At 48.6% G+C, this 14,664-nt stretch carries 16 protein-coding genes and 1 riboswitch; of the genes, 5 read left to right on the top strand and 11 right to left on the bottom strand.

Annotation, left to right across the window (positions count from 1 at the left end):
- Positions 1–57: 57 nt before the first annotated feature.
- Entirely contained in the window at positions 58–228 is a 171-nt protein-coding gene (locus ERX40_RS11230; protein ID WP_165980670.1) for a hypothetical protein, read from the top strand.
- A 140-nt stretch (positions 229–368) separates the two neighbouring features.
- Here the strand turns inward: ERX40_RS11230 and ERX40_RS05465 are convergent, their stop codons facing one another.
- The gene (locus ERX40_RS05465) at positions 369–1,208 is read right to left on the bottom strand and encodes an aldo/keto reductase (protein ID WP_133417482.1); all 840 of its coding nucleotides are present in this window, start codon (positions 1,206–1,208) and stop codon (positions 369–371) included.
- 107 nt (positions 1,209–1,315) lie between these two features.
- Complete coding sequence (locus ERX40_RS05470) at positions 1,316–2,233, bottom strand: nuclease-related domain-containing protein (RefSeq protein WP_133417483.1); 918 nt, start codon at positions 2,231–2,233, stop codon at positions 1,316–1,318.
- Between the two features lie 191 nt (positions 2,234–2,424).
- Here ERX40_RS05470 and ERX40_RS05475 point away from each other — a divergent pair, with 191 nt between their 5' ends.
- Positions 2,425–2,619, top strand: a complete 195-nt coding sequence (locus ERX40_RS05475; protein WP_133417484.1) for a hypothetical protein — start codon at positions 2,425–2,427, stop codon at positions 2,617–2,619.
- Between the two features lie 13 nt (positions 2,620–2,632).
- Positions 2,633–2,827, top strand: coding sequence for a hypothetical protein (locus ERX40_RS05480; protein ID WP_133417485.1), 195 nt, complete (start codon positions 2,633–2,635; stop codon positions 2,825–2,827).
- Positions 2,828–2,946: 119 nt separating this feature from the next.
- Here ERX40_RS05480 and metK read toward each other — a convergent pair whose 3' ends face one another.
- Positions 2,947–4,140, bottom strand: a complete 1,194-nt coding sequence (metK, locus tag ERX40_RS05485; RefSeq protein WP_133417486.1) for a methionine adenosyltransferase — start codon at positions 4,138–4,140, stop codon at positions 2,947–2,949.
- Between the two features lie 101 nt (positions 4,141–4,241).
- Positions 4,242–4,342: riboswitch (SAM riboswitch) on the bottom strand.
- 189 nt (positions 4,343–4,531) lie between these two features.
- Between metK and pckA the strand changes: the two genes are divergently transcribed.
- A complete protein-coding gene (pckA, locus tag ERX40_RS05490; protein ID WP_133417487.1) occupies positions 4,532–6,115 on the top strand; it encodes a phosphoenolpyruvate carboxykinase (ATP) in 1,584 nt (527 codons plus the stop codon).
- 91 nt (positions 6,116–6,206) lie between these two features.
- On the opposite strand, the gene ERX40_RS05495 is transcribed toward pckA, so the two are convergent.
- Both ERX40_RS05495 and ERX40_RS05500 read right to left on the bottom strand, forming a co-directional pair.
- Complete coding sequence (locus tag ERX40_RS05495) at positions 6,207–6,974, bottom strand: alpha/beta hydrolase family protein (RefSeq protein ID WP_133417488.1); 768 nt, start codon at positions 6,972–6,974, stop codon at positions 6,207–6,209.
- Positions 6,950–7,405 carry an NUDIX domain-containing protein gene (locus ERX40_RS05500; RefSeq protein ID WP_133417489.1) on the bottom strand — a complete coding sequence of 152 codons (456 nt, stop codon included), beginning with the start codon at positions 7,403–7,405 and terminating at the stop codon, positions 6,950–6,952. Before ERX40_RS05500 ends, ERX40_RS05495 begins: the two co-directional genes overlap by 25 nt.
- A gap of 111 nt (positions 7,406–7,516) precedes the next feature.
- Between ERX40_RS05500 and yidD the strand changes: the two genes are divergently transcribed.
- Positions 7,517–7,747 (top strand): membrane protein insertion efficiency factor YidD, encoded by a 231-nt coding sequence (gene yidD, locus ERX40_RS05505; RefSeq protein ID WP_133417490.1) that lies wholly within the window; start codon positions 7,517–7,519, stop codon positions 7,745–7,747.
- A gap of 38 nt (positions 7,748–7,785) precedes the next feature.
- Here yidD and ERX40_RS05510 read toward each other — a convergent pair whose 3' ends face one another.
- From ERX40_RS05510 to ERX40_RS05535, 6 genes are read right to left on the bottom strand one after another with little or no spacing between them, the layout of a single operon-like run.
- Complete coding sequence (locus tag ERX40_RS05510) at positions 7,786–8,748, bottom strand: enolase C-terminal domain-like protein (RefSeq protein WP_165980671.1); 963 nt, start codon at positions 8,746–8,748, stop codon at positions 7,786–7,788.
- On the bottom strand, positions 8,735–10,123 hold the full coding sequence (menE, locus tag ERX40_RS05515; RefSeq protein WP_165980672.1) for an o-succinylbenzoate--CoA ligase: 1,389 nt from the start codon (positions 10,121–10,123) through the stop codon (positions 8,735–8,737). The genes ERX40_RS05510 and menE overlap by 14 nt, the downstream gene beginning before the upstream one ends.
- 60 nt (positions 10,124–10,183) lie before the next feature.
- The gene (gene menB, locus ERX40_RS05520) at positions 10,184–11,005 is read right to left on the bottom strand and encodes a 1,4-dihydroxy-2-naphthoyl-CoA synthase (RefSeq protein ID WP_208001662.1); all 822 of its coding nucleotides are present in this window, start codon (positions 11,003–11,005) and stop codon (positions 10,184–10,186) included.
- Entirely contained in the window at positions 10,995–11,771 is a 777-nt protein-coding gene (menH, locus tag ERX40_RS05525) for a 2-succinyl-6-hydroxy-2,4-cyclohexadiene-1-carboxylate synthase (protein WP_133417494.1), read from the bottom strand. The genes menB and menH overlap by 11 nt, the downstream gene beginning before the upstream one ends.
- The gene (menD, locus tag ERX40_RS05530; protein WP_133417495.1) at positions 11,752–13,410 is read right to left on the bottom strand and encodes a 2-succinyl-5-enolpyruvyl-6-hydroxy-3-cyclohexene-1-carboxylic-acid synthase; all 1,659 of its coding nucleotides are present in this window, start codon (positions 13,408–13,410) and stop codon (positions 11,752–11,754) included. Before menD ends, menH begins: the two co-directional genes overlap by 20 nt.
- A complete protein-coding gene (locus tag ERX40_RS05535) occupies positions 13,407–14,639 on the bottom strand; it encodes an isochorismate synthase (RefSeq protein WP_133417496.1) in 1,233 nt (410 codons plus the stop codon). Before ERX40_RS05535 ends, menD begins: the two co-directional genes overlap by 4 nt.
- Positions 14,640–14,664 lie beyond the last annotated feature (25 nt).

Genomic DNA, 14,664 nt, shown 5'->3' on the forward strand with positions numbered 1-14,664 from the left:
GTCTAGAAGTCAGCGATAAGGGGTAGAGAATACAAATAAGCTGAAAGGATGAGTAAAATGACTGAAGATCGCAAAGAACAGACATTACGTGAACTTGATGAACATATCAAGACAGAAGGTATTGAGTATCAGGAGGGTTTCAAGCTGACGAAGCAAGCACCTGAAAATGTCGTGCAGGATGGTCAGGACAGCATCAAGCAGGAACCGCCTGTCGACGGCAATAAATAAATCAAAAGCGAGATATCCATCAGGCTATCTCGCTTTTGATTTGTATCGCTGGAATCGAGCGTCACGCTAACCGGGTTTCCTTGACGAAAGTCTTCTCAGAAATCAGTCCGGATTGTCTGCCATGACTTCCCCTTCCAAATTTAGTGTCCGTTATATTCAGCCGGGTCCGGGCCGACGCGGCGGTCTTCGTTCAGCTGGTCGAGTTCGTAGTGGTCCTCTTGTGTGAGTTCGAAGTCATAGACGTCCAGATTTTCTTCAATACGGCTTGGCGTCACTGATTTCGGAATGATCACGACATCATTCTCGATGTTCCAGCGGACGATGATCTGTGCCGGTGACTTGCCATGTTTCTCTGCGATGTTCATCACGACTTCGTTCGTCAGGATTTCACCGTTCATCAGAGGTGACCATGATTCTGCGATAATGAATTTATCTGCCATATAGTCACGCAGTTCTTTCTGATTCAGGTAAGGTGTGAATTCCACCTGGTTGATGACCGGCTTGACCGATGCCACCTGCAGCAGACGCTCGAAGTGCTGGATAGCGAAGTTACTGACCCCGATATTGCGGACTTTGCCGTCATTGTATAACTTCTCTAAAGCCTGCCAGCTATCAAGATATAACTGTTCGTCCTGTCCTGGCCAGTGCAGCAGATATAAATCCACATAGTCAAGTCCAAGTCTGTCAAGCGATGCCTGGTATGCTTCAAGTGCTGAGTCATAGCCGAAATCGTCCAGCCAGAGTTTAGTCGTAATGAATAACTCACTGCGGTCGATGCCTGCCGCTTCTATCCCCTGACGAATCCCTTCACCGACTGACTGCTCGTTGTCATAGATACGCGCTGTATCGATGCTTCTGTATCCTGAGACAATTGCATGTTTGACCGCCTGTACAAGTTCTTCTCCCTCAGGACATCTGAAAGTCCCTAAACCGACTTTCGGCATTGTATTACCATTATGAAATGTGACTTGCTGTTCCATTTCTCATCACTCCTTCTGTTAGATAATTCAATTATACCCTTTCTGACGTTATATATGATTCCAATAAGGTCATTAAAAAAAGGAAGGTCCTCATGACCTTCCTCTTCTTATGGATTTAAATGTTCAATTTCATCCAGCATTGTCGCCAGCTCTTCCACTGAATACTGGAAGCGGCCATGGAACACGTATTTCTCGAAGAATGTTTCAAGTTCTTCTTCTCCGACGATCACTTTGACGTTCTTATCACGTGAGTAGTTATCCATTGTGCCGGCATCATGACCTTCTTTGTTGAAGTACATGATCGGTGTCACTGGATACTGCAGGTGCAGTTTCTCCTGCAGGAGCTCCGCACGACGTTTCAGATCCTCAATATTATGCTTCAGTGATCTGAAGTAGACAATATCGCGTTCTTCATCACGTTCCATTGCAATCGTCTGTTCGATATACTGATCGAGCGCCAGCAGGCTGAAGACATGTTCAAACATCGGGTCAACTGAGAACTGGGTCTGATCCACACCGTGGTAGATATGCCCTTTCCAGTAATGTGATTCAAGCAGATAGACACCTGTCCGTGTCATCACCAAATGCGCGAGACGTTCCGTGCGTTTCAGGTCACGGCCTGGCAGGAAGATGTTCGCTAACACATGCATATCCTCCGGACGGATGCGTTCATTGCGGACTAAGCGGTCTTTCAGCTGAATCAGCGTGAAGTCAGTCAGGTATTCCCCGCCGTCTTTTGACAATAGCTTCAGACTGTCAATCTGTGTGGAACGGTCTGCAATCTCATTATTCAGGGCCTGACGTTCCTTGGAGAACTGTTCAGCCTGTGCGCGCCGTTCCTGCTCCGCCTTCTCTTCCAGCGTTGTCGTCAATGACTGACGGTCCGACTCATGGCGCGCAAGCAGCTCTTCCTGTTCGCGTCTGCGCTTAGAAGCTGACAGCAGCCAGAGAATGAGAAACAGCAGTGCCAGTGCAGTTAAGGCAATCAAGCCGTAATGAAGTGGTGTGAGTTGTGAAAAATCCATATGTATTCTCCTTCTTAAGTGTCTTATCCATATTATAAAGAAGTTTAGACGGAACTTCAGTAAATTTTATAAATTTTGTTCTGTAATACCTTCTTAATAATGATTGACAAGCTTTTAAGTTTACTTTTACACGTCCAGGGAATAAGTATTTTAACCTCATTCCGAGGAATTGAATGAAAGGAGTCAATTATATGACAAACTTCAAGAAATTCTTATTAACAGGTGCATTCGCTTCCGTATTATTACTGGGTGCATGCGATAATGCAGCAGAAGAGAACGCAGAGCAGACTGAAGATTCAGCTGAAGAAGTCGAAGATAACACTGAAAATGATTCAATAGAAGATTCAGCAGAATCAGTAGAAGATGCAGCTGACGAACAGGAATAAAAAGGAGCATAATATGACTCAATATAAAAAGTGTTTATTAACAGGTGCATTCGCTTCTACTTTACTCCTGGGTGCTTGTGATCACTCAGAACATGATGAGCCGAAATCAGCCGAAGAAGTTCAGAATAACACTGAAAGCGAATCAATCGAAGATTCAGCAGAAGAGGCACAGGAAAATACAGAGGATGATTCCACTGAAGAAGAATAAAAAAGAGGCGGGTCCTCCTTTTTGATTTGAGCTATGATCTGTGCCAGGTGTTTTGACCGGGCTTGATTTTTCTGATGAAACAAAATAAGACAGGGAGCAGAAGCTCTCTGTCTTGTTCTTTATTTATTAAGTGCCGCTTTGAGGGCGTCTGCTTTATCAACCTGTTCCCAAGGCAGCTGGACGTCTGTACGACCGAAGTGACCGTATGCCGCTGTCTGTTTGTAGATCGGACGACGCAGGTCAAGCATCTTGATGATACCTGCTGGACGTAAGTCGAATGTGTTACGGACTGCTTCCACAAGTTCTACTTCTGTGTAGTCGCTGGTACCGAACGTATCAACTGAGATGGATACCGGGTGCGCCACACCGATTGCGTAGGCAAGCTGTACTTCTGCTTTATCAGCAAGACCCGCTGCTACGATGTTTTTCGCCACGTAACGTGCTGCATAAGCGCCTGAACGGTCAACTTTTGTCGCATCTTTACCCGAGAACGCACCACCACCGTGGCGTGCGTAGCCGCCGTAAGTGTCAACGATGATCTTACGACCTGTTAAGCCTGCATCACCTTGAGGTCCGCCGATTACGAAGCGGCCTGTCGGGTTGATGAAGTATTTTGTTTCGTCGTCAATCAGAATTTCAGGTACGACCGGTTTAATGACATGTTCTTTGATGTCAGCCTGAATCTGCTCGAGTTCAATTTTCTCGTGGTGCTGAGATGAGATAACAATTGTGTCGACACGTTTAGGAATATTATTCTCATCATACTCAATCGTCACCTGCGTTTTACCATCAGGGCGTAAGTAGTCAAGTGTACCATTTTTACGAACTTCAGTCAGACGACGTGCAAGCTCATGTGCAAGTGAGATCGGCAGCGGCATAAGGCTTTCAGTTTCGTTACAAGCATAACCGAACATCAGTCCCTGGTCCCCTGCACCGATTGATTCGATATCAGAATCTGATAAGTCTTCACGGTCCTCAAGCGCACGGTCAACACCTTGCGCGATATCAGGTGACTGCTCGTCAATTGCTGTTAAGACTGCCATAGTCTGATAGTCATAACCGAATTTCGCACGTGTATAGCCGATTTCCTTAACCGTCTCACGAACTACTTTAGGGATATCCACATAAGTAGAAGTCGTGATCTCCCCGGCGATTAACGCCATCCCTGTTGTGACAGATGTCTCACAGGCAACACGTGCTTTCGGGTCTCCTGTAAGAATTGCGTCTAAAATTGCGTCAGAGATCTGGTCTGCAATCTTATCCGGATGCCCTTCTGTTACTGATTCAGAGGTAAATAATTTACGATCTGCCATTGTTTATTCTCCTTTATTGATATGAAATTACGGTTCAATCCATAGAAAAAAGCCTTTCCCTGCAATTAAGAGAGAAAGGCTCGTTAAACCAAGTCCATTCACTCTTATCGTTCAGAATCACATCTGCAAACGGTTTGGCACCTTACTTAAAAGGTTGCTGGGCTTCAAAGGGTCCATGTCCCTCCACCACTCTGGATAAGAGAATCCGCAAGTAAGATAATACTAAACTTTATGTAAGACGTCAACATGTTGAACTTAAATATGATAAGAAAAATTTTTATGAATTTTCTAACATTATATATGTGTGATGGCATCTTATTTTCATTGTGCTATACTAGTTAGTGAAAATGCTTACACAAGCATCAATCATCATTAAATGGGGGATTATTTCATGAGTGAAAATTACACGGAGCAAGTCGATCAGCTGTTAGAAAAACCTTCGACACTGAAGCAGTTATCTCGTACTCAGCTGATCAGTGAAATTCTTAACAACGGCGAAGGGGAGTTGACTGAATCAGGGGCAGTCCGTACTGAAACAGGCAAATACACAGGTCGTTCACCTCAAGACCGCTTCATCGTCCGTGAGGCAGACACCGCAGACAGAATTGACTGGGGTAAGATCAACCAGCCGATTGAAGAGGAAGTCTTCTTAAAATTAACAGATAAAGTGCTGAACTACTTGAATGATAAAGAGAAAGTCTATGTCTTCAATGGTTATGCCGGTGCCAGCAAAGCATCACAGTTGAAACTACGTGTGATCAATGAACTTGCATGGCATAATATGTTCGCGCATACCATGTTCATTCGTCCAGAAACGAAAGAAGAAGGACTGGCGATTGACCCTGAGTTCACCATCATCTCTGCCCCTCACTTCAAAGCAGACCCTGCTGTGGACGGCACTAAATCAGAAACATTCATCATCACAAGCTTCAAACATAAGATCATCCTGATCGGTGGTACGGAATATGCCGGTGAAATGAAAAAAGGTATCTTCGGTGTGATGAACTACTACTTACCTGTACAAGGCATCATGAGCATGCACTGTTCAGCGAACGTAGGTGAAAATAAGGACGTCGCGTTATTCTTCGGCCTATCAGGCACAGGTAAAACGACATTATCAGCAGACCCGCAGCGTAAACTGATCGGTGACGATGAGCACGGCTGGAACGATGACGGTGTCTTTAATATCGAAGGCGGCTGCTACGCTAAGACGATTGACTTAACACGTGAGAAAGAACCTCAGATCTATGATGCTATCCGTTACGGTGCTATCCTGGAAAACGTCAAGATCGAAGAAGACGGTACACCTGATTACTCTGACAAATCACTCACAGAGAACACACGTGCAGCGTATCCGATTGAAAATATCGACAACATCGTCTTACCGTCATACGCAGGACATGCAAAAACAATCATCTTCTTAACAGCAGATGCATTCGGTGTACTTCCTCCGATCTCTAAACTGACAAAAGACCAGGCGATGTATCACTTCTTAAGCGGCTTCACTTCAAAGCTCGCCGGAACAGAACGCGGCGTCACAAGCCCGCAGCCTGTCTTCTCTACATGCTTCGGCTCACCATTTCTGCCGATGCATGCGACAGTCTATTCGAACATGCTCGGTGAACTGATCGACAAGCACGGCGTCAAAGTATTCTTGGTGAATACTGGCTGGACAGGCGGCGAATACGGCGTCGGCAGCCGTATGAACTTAAAATACACACGCTCAATGGTCCGCCGTGCCATCAGCGGCGCTTTAGAAGAGGTTGAATATGTACAGGACGATGTCTTCGGTCTGAACATCCCGACATCAGTACCGGGCGTACCGGCAGAACTCCTGATGCCACGTAACACATGGGTATCAGACGATGCCTACGACGAAACAGCGCATCAATTAGCCTTGATGTTCCAGGAAAACTTCAAACAGTTCGACGCACCAGAACTAGAAGCAAAAGGCGGCTTCAAATACCGCGGATAATAGAGAGAACGCCCCTGCCACTCAAGTGGCAGGGGCGTTCTGGTATGCGATAAGCACGGATTGCCTCATCTTGACGTGCGACTTGAGGCAATCATCTAAATTCCCTTGCTTCCACCTGATTCATCCACTGCTGAATCTTCTCAAGCACCTCGCGCTCTTTCGGCGGCGTGAAGACATGTCCTTCGCCCTCATATATATGGACTTCATAGGGTACATCTAATTCTTGCAGACGTTTCTCAAGTATCTCAGCATGCCGAAGTCCTACCTGCACATCGTCAGTGCCATGAATGATCATCACAGGCGGACTGTCAGCCGTCACATGCATATAGCCATTTCTTCTATCGTATTCCGAATCGTCCACACCCGGCTTGCCGATCAGCCGCTTCAGCATGCCGCGTAAGTCTGCTCGTTCTTCGTACATATAATAAATATCACTCACGCCGCCCCATATGATAAACGAAGCCGCACCGACATCCTGATAAGTGAGGAGTCCCTGAATACCGCCCCGTGAAAAGCCGACTAGATGAATGGGCAGCTTACCATAATGTCCTCTCAGCTCCCGTACGAGTGCACGGACATCTTCCAGGTCAGCCCCGCCGAATTCATCATGACCATTGCCATTTGTACCGCGGTAATAAGGTCCCACAACTAGCGTATCTGCATTCGCAAACTGCATCAGTCTGACCGGTCTCACCATGCCGACGCCGCCTTTACCGCCGCGTAGATAGATGACCATCCGCTTCGGGTCAGGGGTATCTAAGAGCATCGCCTTCACTTCCAGCTCATCCGACTTGTACGTCACCTCGTAGAACTCATGGTCAAAATAATCCGCTGCTATCCGTGTTTTACTGAGCCACATTCAATCATCTCCCGTACGATATAGCGAATACAGTCATCCTGCAGTAACCTGCTTCGCTTACTCTGTTCCACCTCATCCAGCTCACCGACAATCACCGGCCCAGCTGTCTCATGGTAATGTGACTGCTCTGAGATTTCTGTAATCTCTGCCTTGAATACATCCTTTGTGAAAGGCGTCTCAGTCATCACTGTATAGCTGGTCACGTACTCGAGATCACCTGTCGCACCCGTCTCTTCAAACAGTTCACGAGCGGCCGCTTCAAAAGCCGTCTCCCCTTGTTCACGCTTGCCGCCAGGGAACTCCGTACCTCGGACTTTGTGTTGTGTCAGCAGATACTGCCCGGCAATAAACGGGATGATCAGCACATGATGATGAACCGGTTTGTCTGTCTTCAGTATCACTCTATTACCTTCAACATCTCTGAATTCCATACGCTACCTCACTCTATGTCTTTCTATTAGTTTATCATAACTAGGCATCAGAACTGAAAAGTCTCTTCAACTGCACTATAATAGATGCAATACCATTTGAAGGAGCCTGACATGACAACAATCTTACTCTCAATCATCCGATTCTACCGGAATTATCTATCGCCGATGACACCGCCGACATGCAGATTCCATCCGACATGCTCGCAGTACGGCATGGAAGCCATTGAAACACATGGTGCACTGAAAGGCAGCTACCTGACCACTGTCCGCATCCTAAAATGCCATCCCTTCCATTCAGGCGGCTTCGATCCCGTGCCACCGAAACATGAACATAAACACTAAAAAGCCTCAATCTTTTCATTGATTGAGGCTTTCTCCTTTTAATTCAGCTCTTGCAGTCTGCTTATATCCACTTCCGGGAATGTCATCGTGAGCTTGCCGTCTACGATCTTCTCATCGTAACTCGCATAATCTTCCTCAAAGTACGTCCCGCGCGGCGTTACGTCAGGTATCGTTCCGCATTCACCCGCAAGTGCCGCCGTGAAGTATTTGCTGAGACCATATTCATACATCCCGCCGGCAATGATTCGCAAGTCCGGTATCGCTTCTTTGATGGCCAAGAGAGGATAGCCGCCGCCGAGTCGTGCATACTTAGCGATGACAGTCTTCACCCCTGCTCCGTAATACTTGATGATGTTATCGATGCTCGATGCCGATTCATCGATGGCGAGCGGCAGATGACGATTCTCTGAGTACAGCTTGAAATCACTGAACGGCTCCTCAAAGTAGTCGACTCCATACTCCATGCAGTCTTCAAGGAGAGGTATGTCCTGTGCTGTCAGACTGCCGTTCGCATCGACCGCTATTCTGATAGCCGGATACTGCTCTCTGACTTCCTTTACCCGTGCCACGATATCATCAGACCACTTGAGCTTGACCCTGTTCTGAGGCACGACTTCCTGTCCGGGATGTAGTGTAAATCCGAGCGGCACTGTGACCGGACCCCGCCTGTTCAGACTCTGCCAGCCGATATAATCAAAAAGTGCCATCGCATGCGGCATGCTGCGGTACGGGGCAAGTACGGCGCCTAAAGTGGCATAGTCCTCCCATGCTGCTGACTGAATCTTATCGAATAGCCGCTGCACGGATTCATGCACGGATTCTATCGTCTCGTAGTGATACCAGTCTGTCTCAAAGGCATTGGACTCAGCGAAGAAGGTGCTGCCGTCGACATCCAGTGACACCACAAGGACTTTCCGCTCAATCATCTCTGTCTTCACTGTTCTGACAGGTGTCTTGAAGTCAGCCGTAAATGTATAAAACTTCAGATTACTGAATTTCATCGAGCAGCCATTCCCTGACGCGATGTCGTGAGATCTTACCATTACGAGTCCGCTGCAGTTCAGCTATACGCTTATAAAGTACGGGGCGTTTATACTTCGCCATCACCTTAAGTGTCTCGTCAATTTTATCATCCAGCTCACTGTCACTCTCGTAGACAAGAGCGGGTACTTCGCCCCATTTATCGTCCGGCAGACCGACAACTGAACACGCACTGATGTCCGGGATGCTGAGAATAAGTTGTTCGATCTCACTCGGATAGATATTTTCACCGCCTGAGATGATCAGGTCTTTTCGACGGTCAAGTACGTAGAGGTAGCCGTTCTTAATCATCCCGACGTCTCCTGTCATAAAGAAATCCTCACTGAAAGCACTTCGGTTCGCCTCTTCAGGATAGAGATAACCGCTCATCACATTAGCTCCCCGTACCAGGATTTCACCCGCTCCGTTCAGCGGTGCTGCAACCTTGATATCGTCTGTCACGGGTCCGACTGAGTTCGGATGGTTGACCATATCCAGAGGTGAAGCTGTGATGAACTGGGACGTTGTCTCGGTCATACCGAATGACGTATAGACCGGCAGCTGTCTCTTCTGACATTCCTCAAGTGTACGGGCATCCAGTCTCGCCCCGCCGATCAAGAGACCCTGCAGCTGGTGACGCTTGAGACCCGCATCAAGCAGCCATTCAAGCGTCTGCGGTACAAGTGAGATATGCGTCACGCCTTCTTCTGCAATCGCTCTGACAATAGCTTCTCGATCAAACTTATCGAACAGAATGACGGTGAACCCTACCATCACACTTCTTACCAGGACGCTGAGACCTGAGATATGATAGAGCGGCAGCACCAGCAGCCACTTCGTCTGTTCGTCAAACGGGAAACTCTCTTTGCAGCGTTCGGCACTTGCGACGTGATTTTCGAATGTATGCGGCACTGCTTTTTGCACGCCGGTCGTTCCTGAGGTGAACATAATGGAAAGAATGTCTTCCGGGTTGTAAGTCGTTATTGCCGTTCTGTCAGCTGTTCCGGTGAACAGCGTCTCCGGCATGATGCAGCTGAGAGCTGTATAGTGATTCTCCGTGATGATGAGGGAGACGCCGATCGAGTTCAGCTGACGGCTCACTTCACTCTCAGTCAGATGTGCATTCACCATCACCATCTCGATATGCGCAAGTATCAGGCCATGAATGATAATCACATACTTCAGCTCATTAGCAGGCTGAACTGCGATTCTCGGCGGCAGCTCCATCTCGAGCAGCTGGTCTCTGACGGCACTCGCCCGGTCATATAGTTCGGCAAAGGTCAGCGTGCTGTCTTTATATTTCACGGCAATATCATGTGGACGTTTCTCTGCCTGCACGGCTAAATTATGTTGCACTGACCTCTCTCCTTTGATTTAAAATACGCGTATGCTTATCAAGCAGACGCGTATTTTTTCTTATGGGAATTTAGGGAACTGATCGAAATCCGGCTGGCGTTTTTCTTTGAACGCGTCACGGCCTTCTTTCGCTTCGTCTGATGTGTAGTAAAGTAACGTCGCGTCACCCGCAAACTGCTGCAGACCTGCTAAGCCGTCTGTATCTGCGTTCATCGCAGCTTTCAGGAAGCGCAGTGCAGTCGGTGAGTGCTGAAGAATCTCTTTACACCATTTCACTGTCTCATCTTCAATATCAGCGAGCGGCACCACTGTGTTGACTAAGCCCATATCCAGTGCTTCCTGTGCGTTATACTGACGGCATAAGTACCAGATTTCACGCGCTTTTTTATGGCCGACGATACGTGCCAGGTAACCTGAACCGTAACCTGCATCGAATGAGCCGACTTTAGGACCCGTCTGACCGAAACGCGCGTTGTCAGCAGCAATTGTCAGGTCACAGACAACGTGCAGGACGTGTCCACCGCCGATTGCATAACCGCGGACCATCGCGATGACCGGTTTAGGGATGACACGGATTAAACGTTGTAAATCAAGTACATTTAAACGTGGAATGTTATCATCACCGACATAACCGCCGTGGCCACGGACTTTCTGGTCACCACCTGAACAGAATGCCATATCGCCTTCACCTGTTAAGATGATCACGCCGATACGCTGATCGTCACGTGCACGAGAGAAAGCATCGATCATTTCCATTACAGTGTTCGGTGTGAATGCATTACGAACATGTGGACGGTTGATCGTGATTTTACCGATTCCTTCAAAATATTCGTATTTTATCTCTTTATATTCTTTGACTGTTTCCCAGACTCTAGACATGATATGCCTCCTTAATGAATTCTAATACTATTGTATCAAATATTTCAGGATGTTCCACATGAATTGAATGGCCGGCTGAAACTTCGATATGCCGGCTGTGTCTGATGGACTGAGCCATCCGCTGATTGATCATCTTGAATTTATAGTCCTGTGTACCTGTCAGCAGCAGGACAGGCGCATCCAGTTCTTTTAATCGCGGCCAGAGATTCGGCTGACTGCCCGTCCCGTAATCCCGTAATGCTTTGGCAAGTCGTGACGGCCGCTGACTTGAGCGCATCTGGTGCTGACACTCAGCGGCAGCAGATGATAAAGGTGCTGCCGGTGTGAAGAGCGGCAGACGTTCCCAGCGAGAAACAAATGCTTCATAATCCTGGACGAGTGCGTCACCGCGTTCAGTATCGACCTGCTGCCTCGCCTGACGTTCCTCCGCCGATTCAAGCCCTGGAGAAGCGCTCTCCAGAATCAGTGCGTCGACCGTGTAATGAAGGGCATAATAAAGTGCGACACGGCCGCCCATCGAGTAACCGTACAGTGCGATATGCTGATAAGATCCCTTTAAGCCAGTGATAATGACGGCCAGCTGCTGGATAAGCCAGTCGAAGGACCAGTCGGTGTCCATGTCGCTCTCGTCCTGGCCATGTCCTGGTAGATCGATGCGTAGTATATCCATTTCGTCTGTCAGTCGCGTGAATGCCCGGCTGTCACCCATAAAACCATGGAGCATGACAAGGACATCATCACGACCGTTCTTAGTCCAGTGACAGTGCATCGAGTGCTGCCTGCGCTTTCTGTATAAGGTCCTGATGCGCCCGATAGTTCTCTTCCCGGTCCGTGATCACCTCGTACAGCGCATGTATGCTGGCAGGCAGCGTGATATTCTCATGATCACTGGTCGAATAATCCAGGTCATAGAGGGCCGCCGCATGCCTGAAGTCGAGACCGAGCGGTGTACCATAGAGCCGTTCGAACAATGCCGCCTCTTTTCTCTGCGGCAGATAGCTGAAGATACCGCCGCCGTCGTTGTTCAGGACGATAAAGCGGATATTGAACCGCTCCAGCTTATGCATGATCAGTCCGTTCATATCATGGAACATCGAGATATCACCGATAAAGAGATTGACCGTCTTGTGCGCTGCCATGCCGAGTGCGGTCGACACAACACCATCAATGCCGTTCGCGCCGCGGTTACAGTAAGCGAGTGCACCGCTATGAACCATAAAGGTATCGCCATCACGGATCGGCATACTGTTGCCGAAGAAGATGACTTCGTCCTCCGGAATCTGCTCGAGCAGTTTTGCGACGGCAGTTCCTTCGTCGTTCACTGTCTTCACGTGGTCATCAATCACCTGAACGAGACAGCTGTCGAACTGACGGAAGCGTTCCACCTGACCGGACTCGACTCTGACCGGTAAATTCTGCATAGAACTGAAGAAGGCATCCGGTGTCATATTGAAGTGATAATCCGGTACGGAGGGAAATGTATCGGGCTCACTTTTCTCCTGGACCAGAATCTGTGTGCAGGTCTGTCGGGTCAGCCATTGGTTCAGCTGCTTCGAGACGACCGGCTTACCGACCCGGATGATAAAGTCGGCGGTGATAGCCGTCTGACATTTGAAGAGTGTATCTGCCGTTCTGATGATATGCGGATGGTCATGCTGTCTCAGGTGGCTCAGTACGTCCGCAATAACAGGCAGCTGGTACTGTTCTGCGACGTCCAGTACCGGACCGAGCTGCTCATGCTGGCAGTCTCCGACAACCATCACACCGTTCCCACGCTCAAACAAGGGCTGCAGTGCTGACAGGTCGACCGTTTCAGTGATATTGAACGTCACGACTGGATCAGGTGTCAGCAGTTCCAGTGCCGTCAGGTCCGGTACAAGTGGTTCACGGAACGGCACATTGAAATGAACAGGCCCGCGGTCCGCACCTGTAAAATAATGACTCGCCTGCAGCAGCGTCGCTTCAATCAAGTCATGCGGTGACTCATAAAGGTCCGCCAGCGGAAAGTCTGTCTCATACTTCACAAAGTTCGTAAACATTCTCACCTGGTCGATGGCCTGCGGAGCGCCGACATTTCTCAGTTCATGCGGACGGTCGCCTGTCAGTACGACGAGCGGCAGCTGACTGATGAATGCCTCTGATATAGCAGGCGTAAAGTTGCTGGCCGCCGTCCCTGACGTGCAGATAAGAGCGACCGGGCGACCACCCGCTTTGATCAGACCCAGCGCAAAGAACGCCGCCCCGCGCTCATCGGGATGGACATAGGTCTTCAGTTCAGGATGGACTTCGCAGGCCATGGCAAGCGGCGTGGAGCGTGAGCCTGGTGCAATGACTACTTCCCTCACACCGTAATCGTAGAGTCTTCTGACCAGGTGAAAAACTTGTTTCGTTAATGCCTCATTTTTCATTGTGTCACTCCTAACAGCTGCAGCATCGGCTTGAATTTGATTTCTGTCTCAAAGAGCTCAGACTCCGGCACACTGTCCTTCACAACGCCGCAGCCAGCGAACAGGACAGCTGTCTCCCGGTGAATGAGCATCGAGCGGATTGCGACGATAAATTCACCGTCAAAGTCAGGCGTGATATAACCTATAGGAGCGCCGTAGAATCCCCGGTCGCCTTCAACTTCCTTGATAAACCGAGCCGCTTTCTCTTTAGGAAAACCGCCTAAAGCAGGCGTTGGATGCAGGGCATGACTGACCGCCAGTATATCACCTTCACTGATTCTTGCTTCTATCGGCGTATAGAGATGATAGAAGAAATTATTGACCATGATCTGCGGAGAAGCAGGCATCTTGACCTCAGAGGTGAAGTCATCAATATCCGCTTCTATACTTCTGACTACGATAGCGTGCTCACCGAGATTCTTTGCGTCACCCAGCAGCTTCTCCTCAGCATGCACCACACTCCGTGACATGGTACCTGCAATCGCATTGGTCGATAGAACCTGATTCTCCACCTTCACCAGCTGTTCCGGTGTACGGGAGACGAAGATCTTATCATTCTGCTCTATCAGAACAAGGTAACTGTTCTCATGATTCTTCAGCCCGTTCTGAAGCAGCCAGGCGCTGTCGATCTCATTCTCAGCCGTGACTTTCTTCTGCCGTGACAGCACGACCTTGTCAAACAGATGGTTATTCATTGCTGCCACTGCTGTTCTGACGTTGGACAGAAACTTCTCTTCGTCCAGATTGTCTATAGCCGTGATGTTCGGTGCTGCTGTCTCCGCAGACTGACGCCAGTCGATGATCTCTTCCTCGGTCATATCCGTATAAGTATACGTCAGTTCATGCCCTCTGCAGATGACCTGGATCTTCGGCCAGACGAAATGACTGTGGCCGAAATCACTGAATAATGCACTGTCCCCGTCATCAAACTGAAAACCTCCGAACAAACGGACGCTGTGCGGTCCTTCGACTCGCTCCAGAAGCGCCTGATACTGTTCAGTGATTCGTCCGGGTGAACGTCTCTTTTCTTTAATGACAAAAGCATGTCCAAGGCCCATCAGCCATTCACTTCTATCTTTATTCATATAGAAATAGCGTTCACCTTTATAACGGGCGGCCGCTCCGAACAGTTCAGCGGGAGATTCAGGTAATCCTGCCCGTTCTATTACTTGTATTTTTTCCTTCGACATACGTTCAGCTTCCTTCAATTCTTAT

Source organism: Macrococcus carouselicus, from assembly GCF_004359515.1.
Lineage (GTDB): Bacteria > Bacillota > Bacilli > Staphylococcales > Staphylococcaceae > Macrococcus > Macrococcus carouselicus.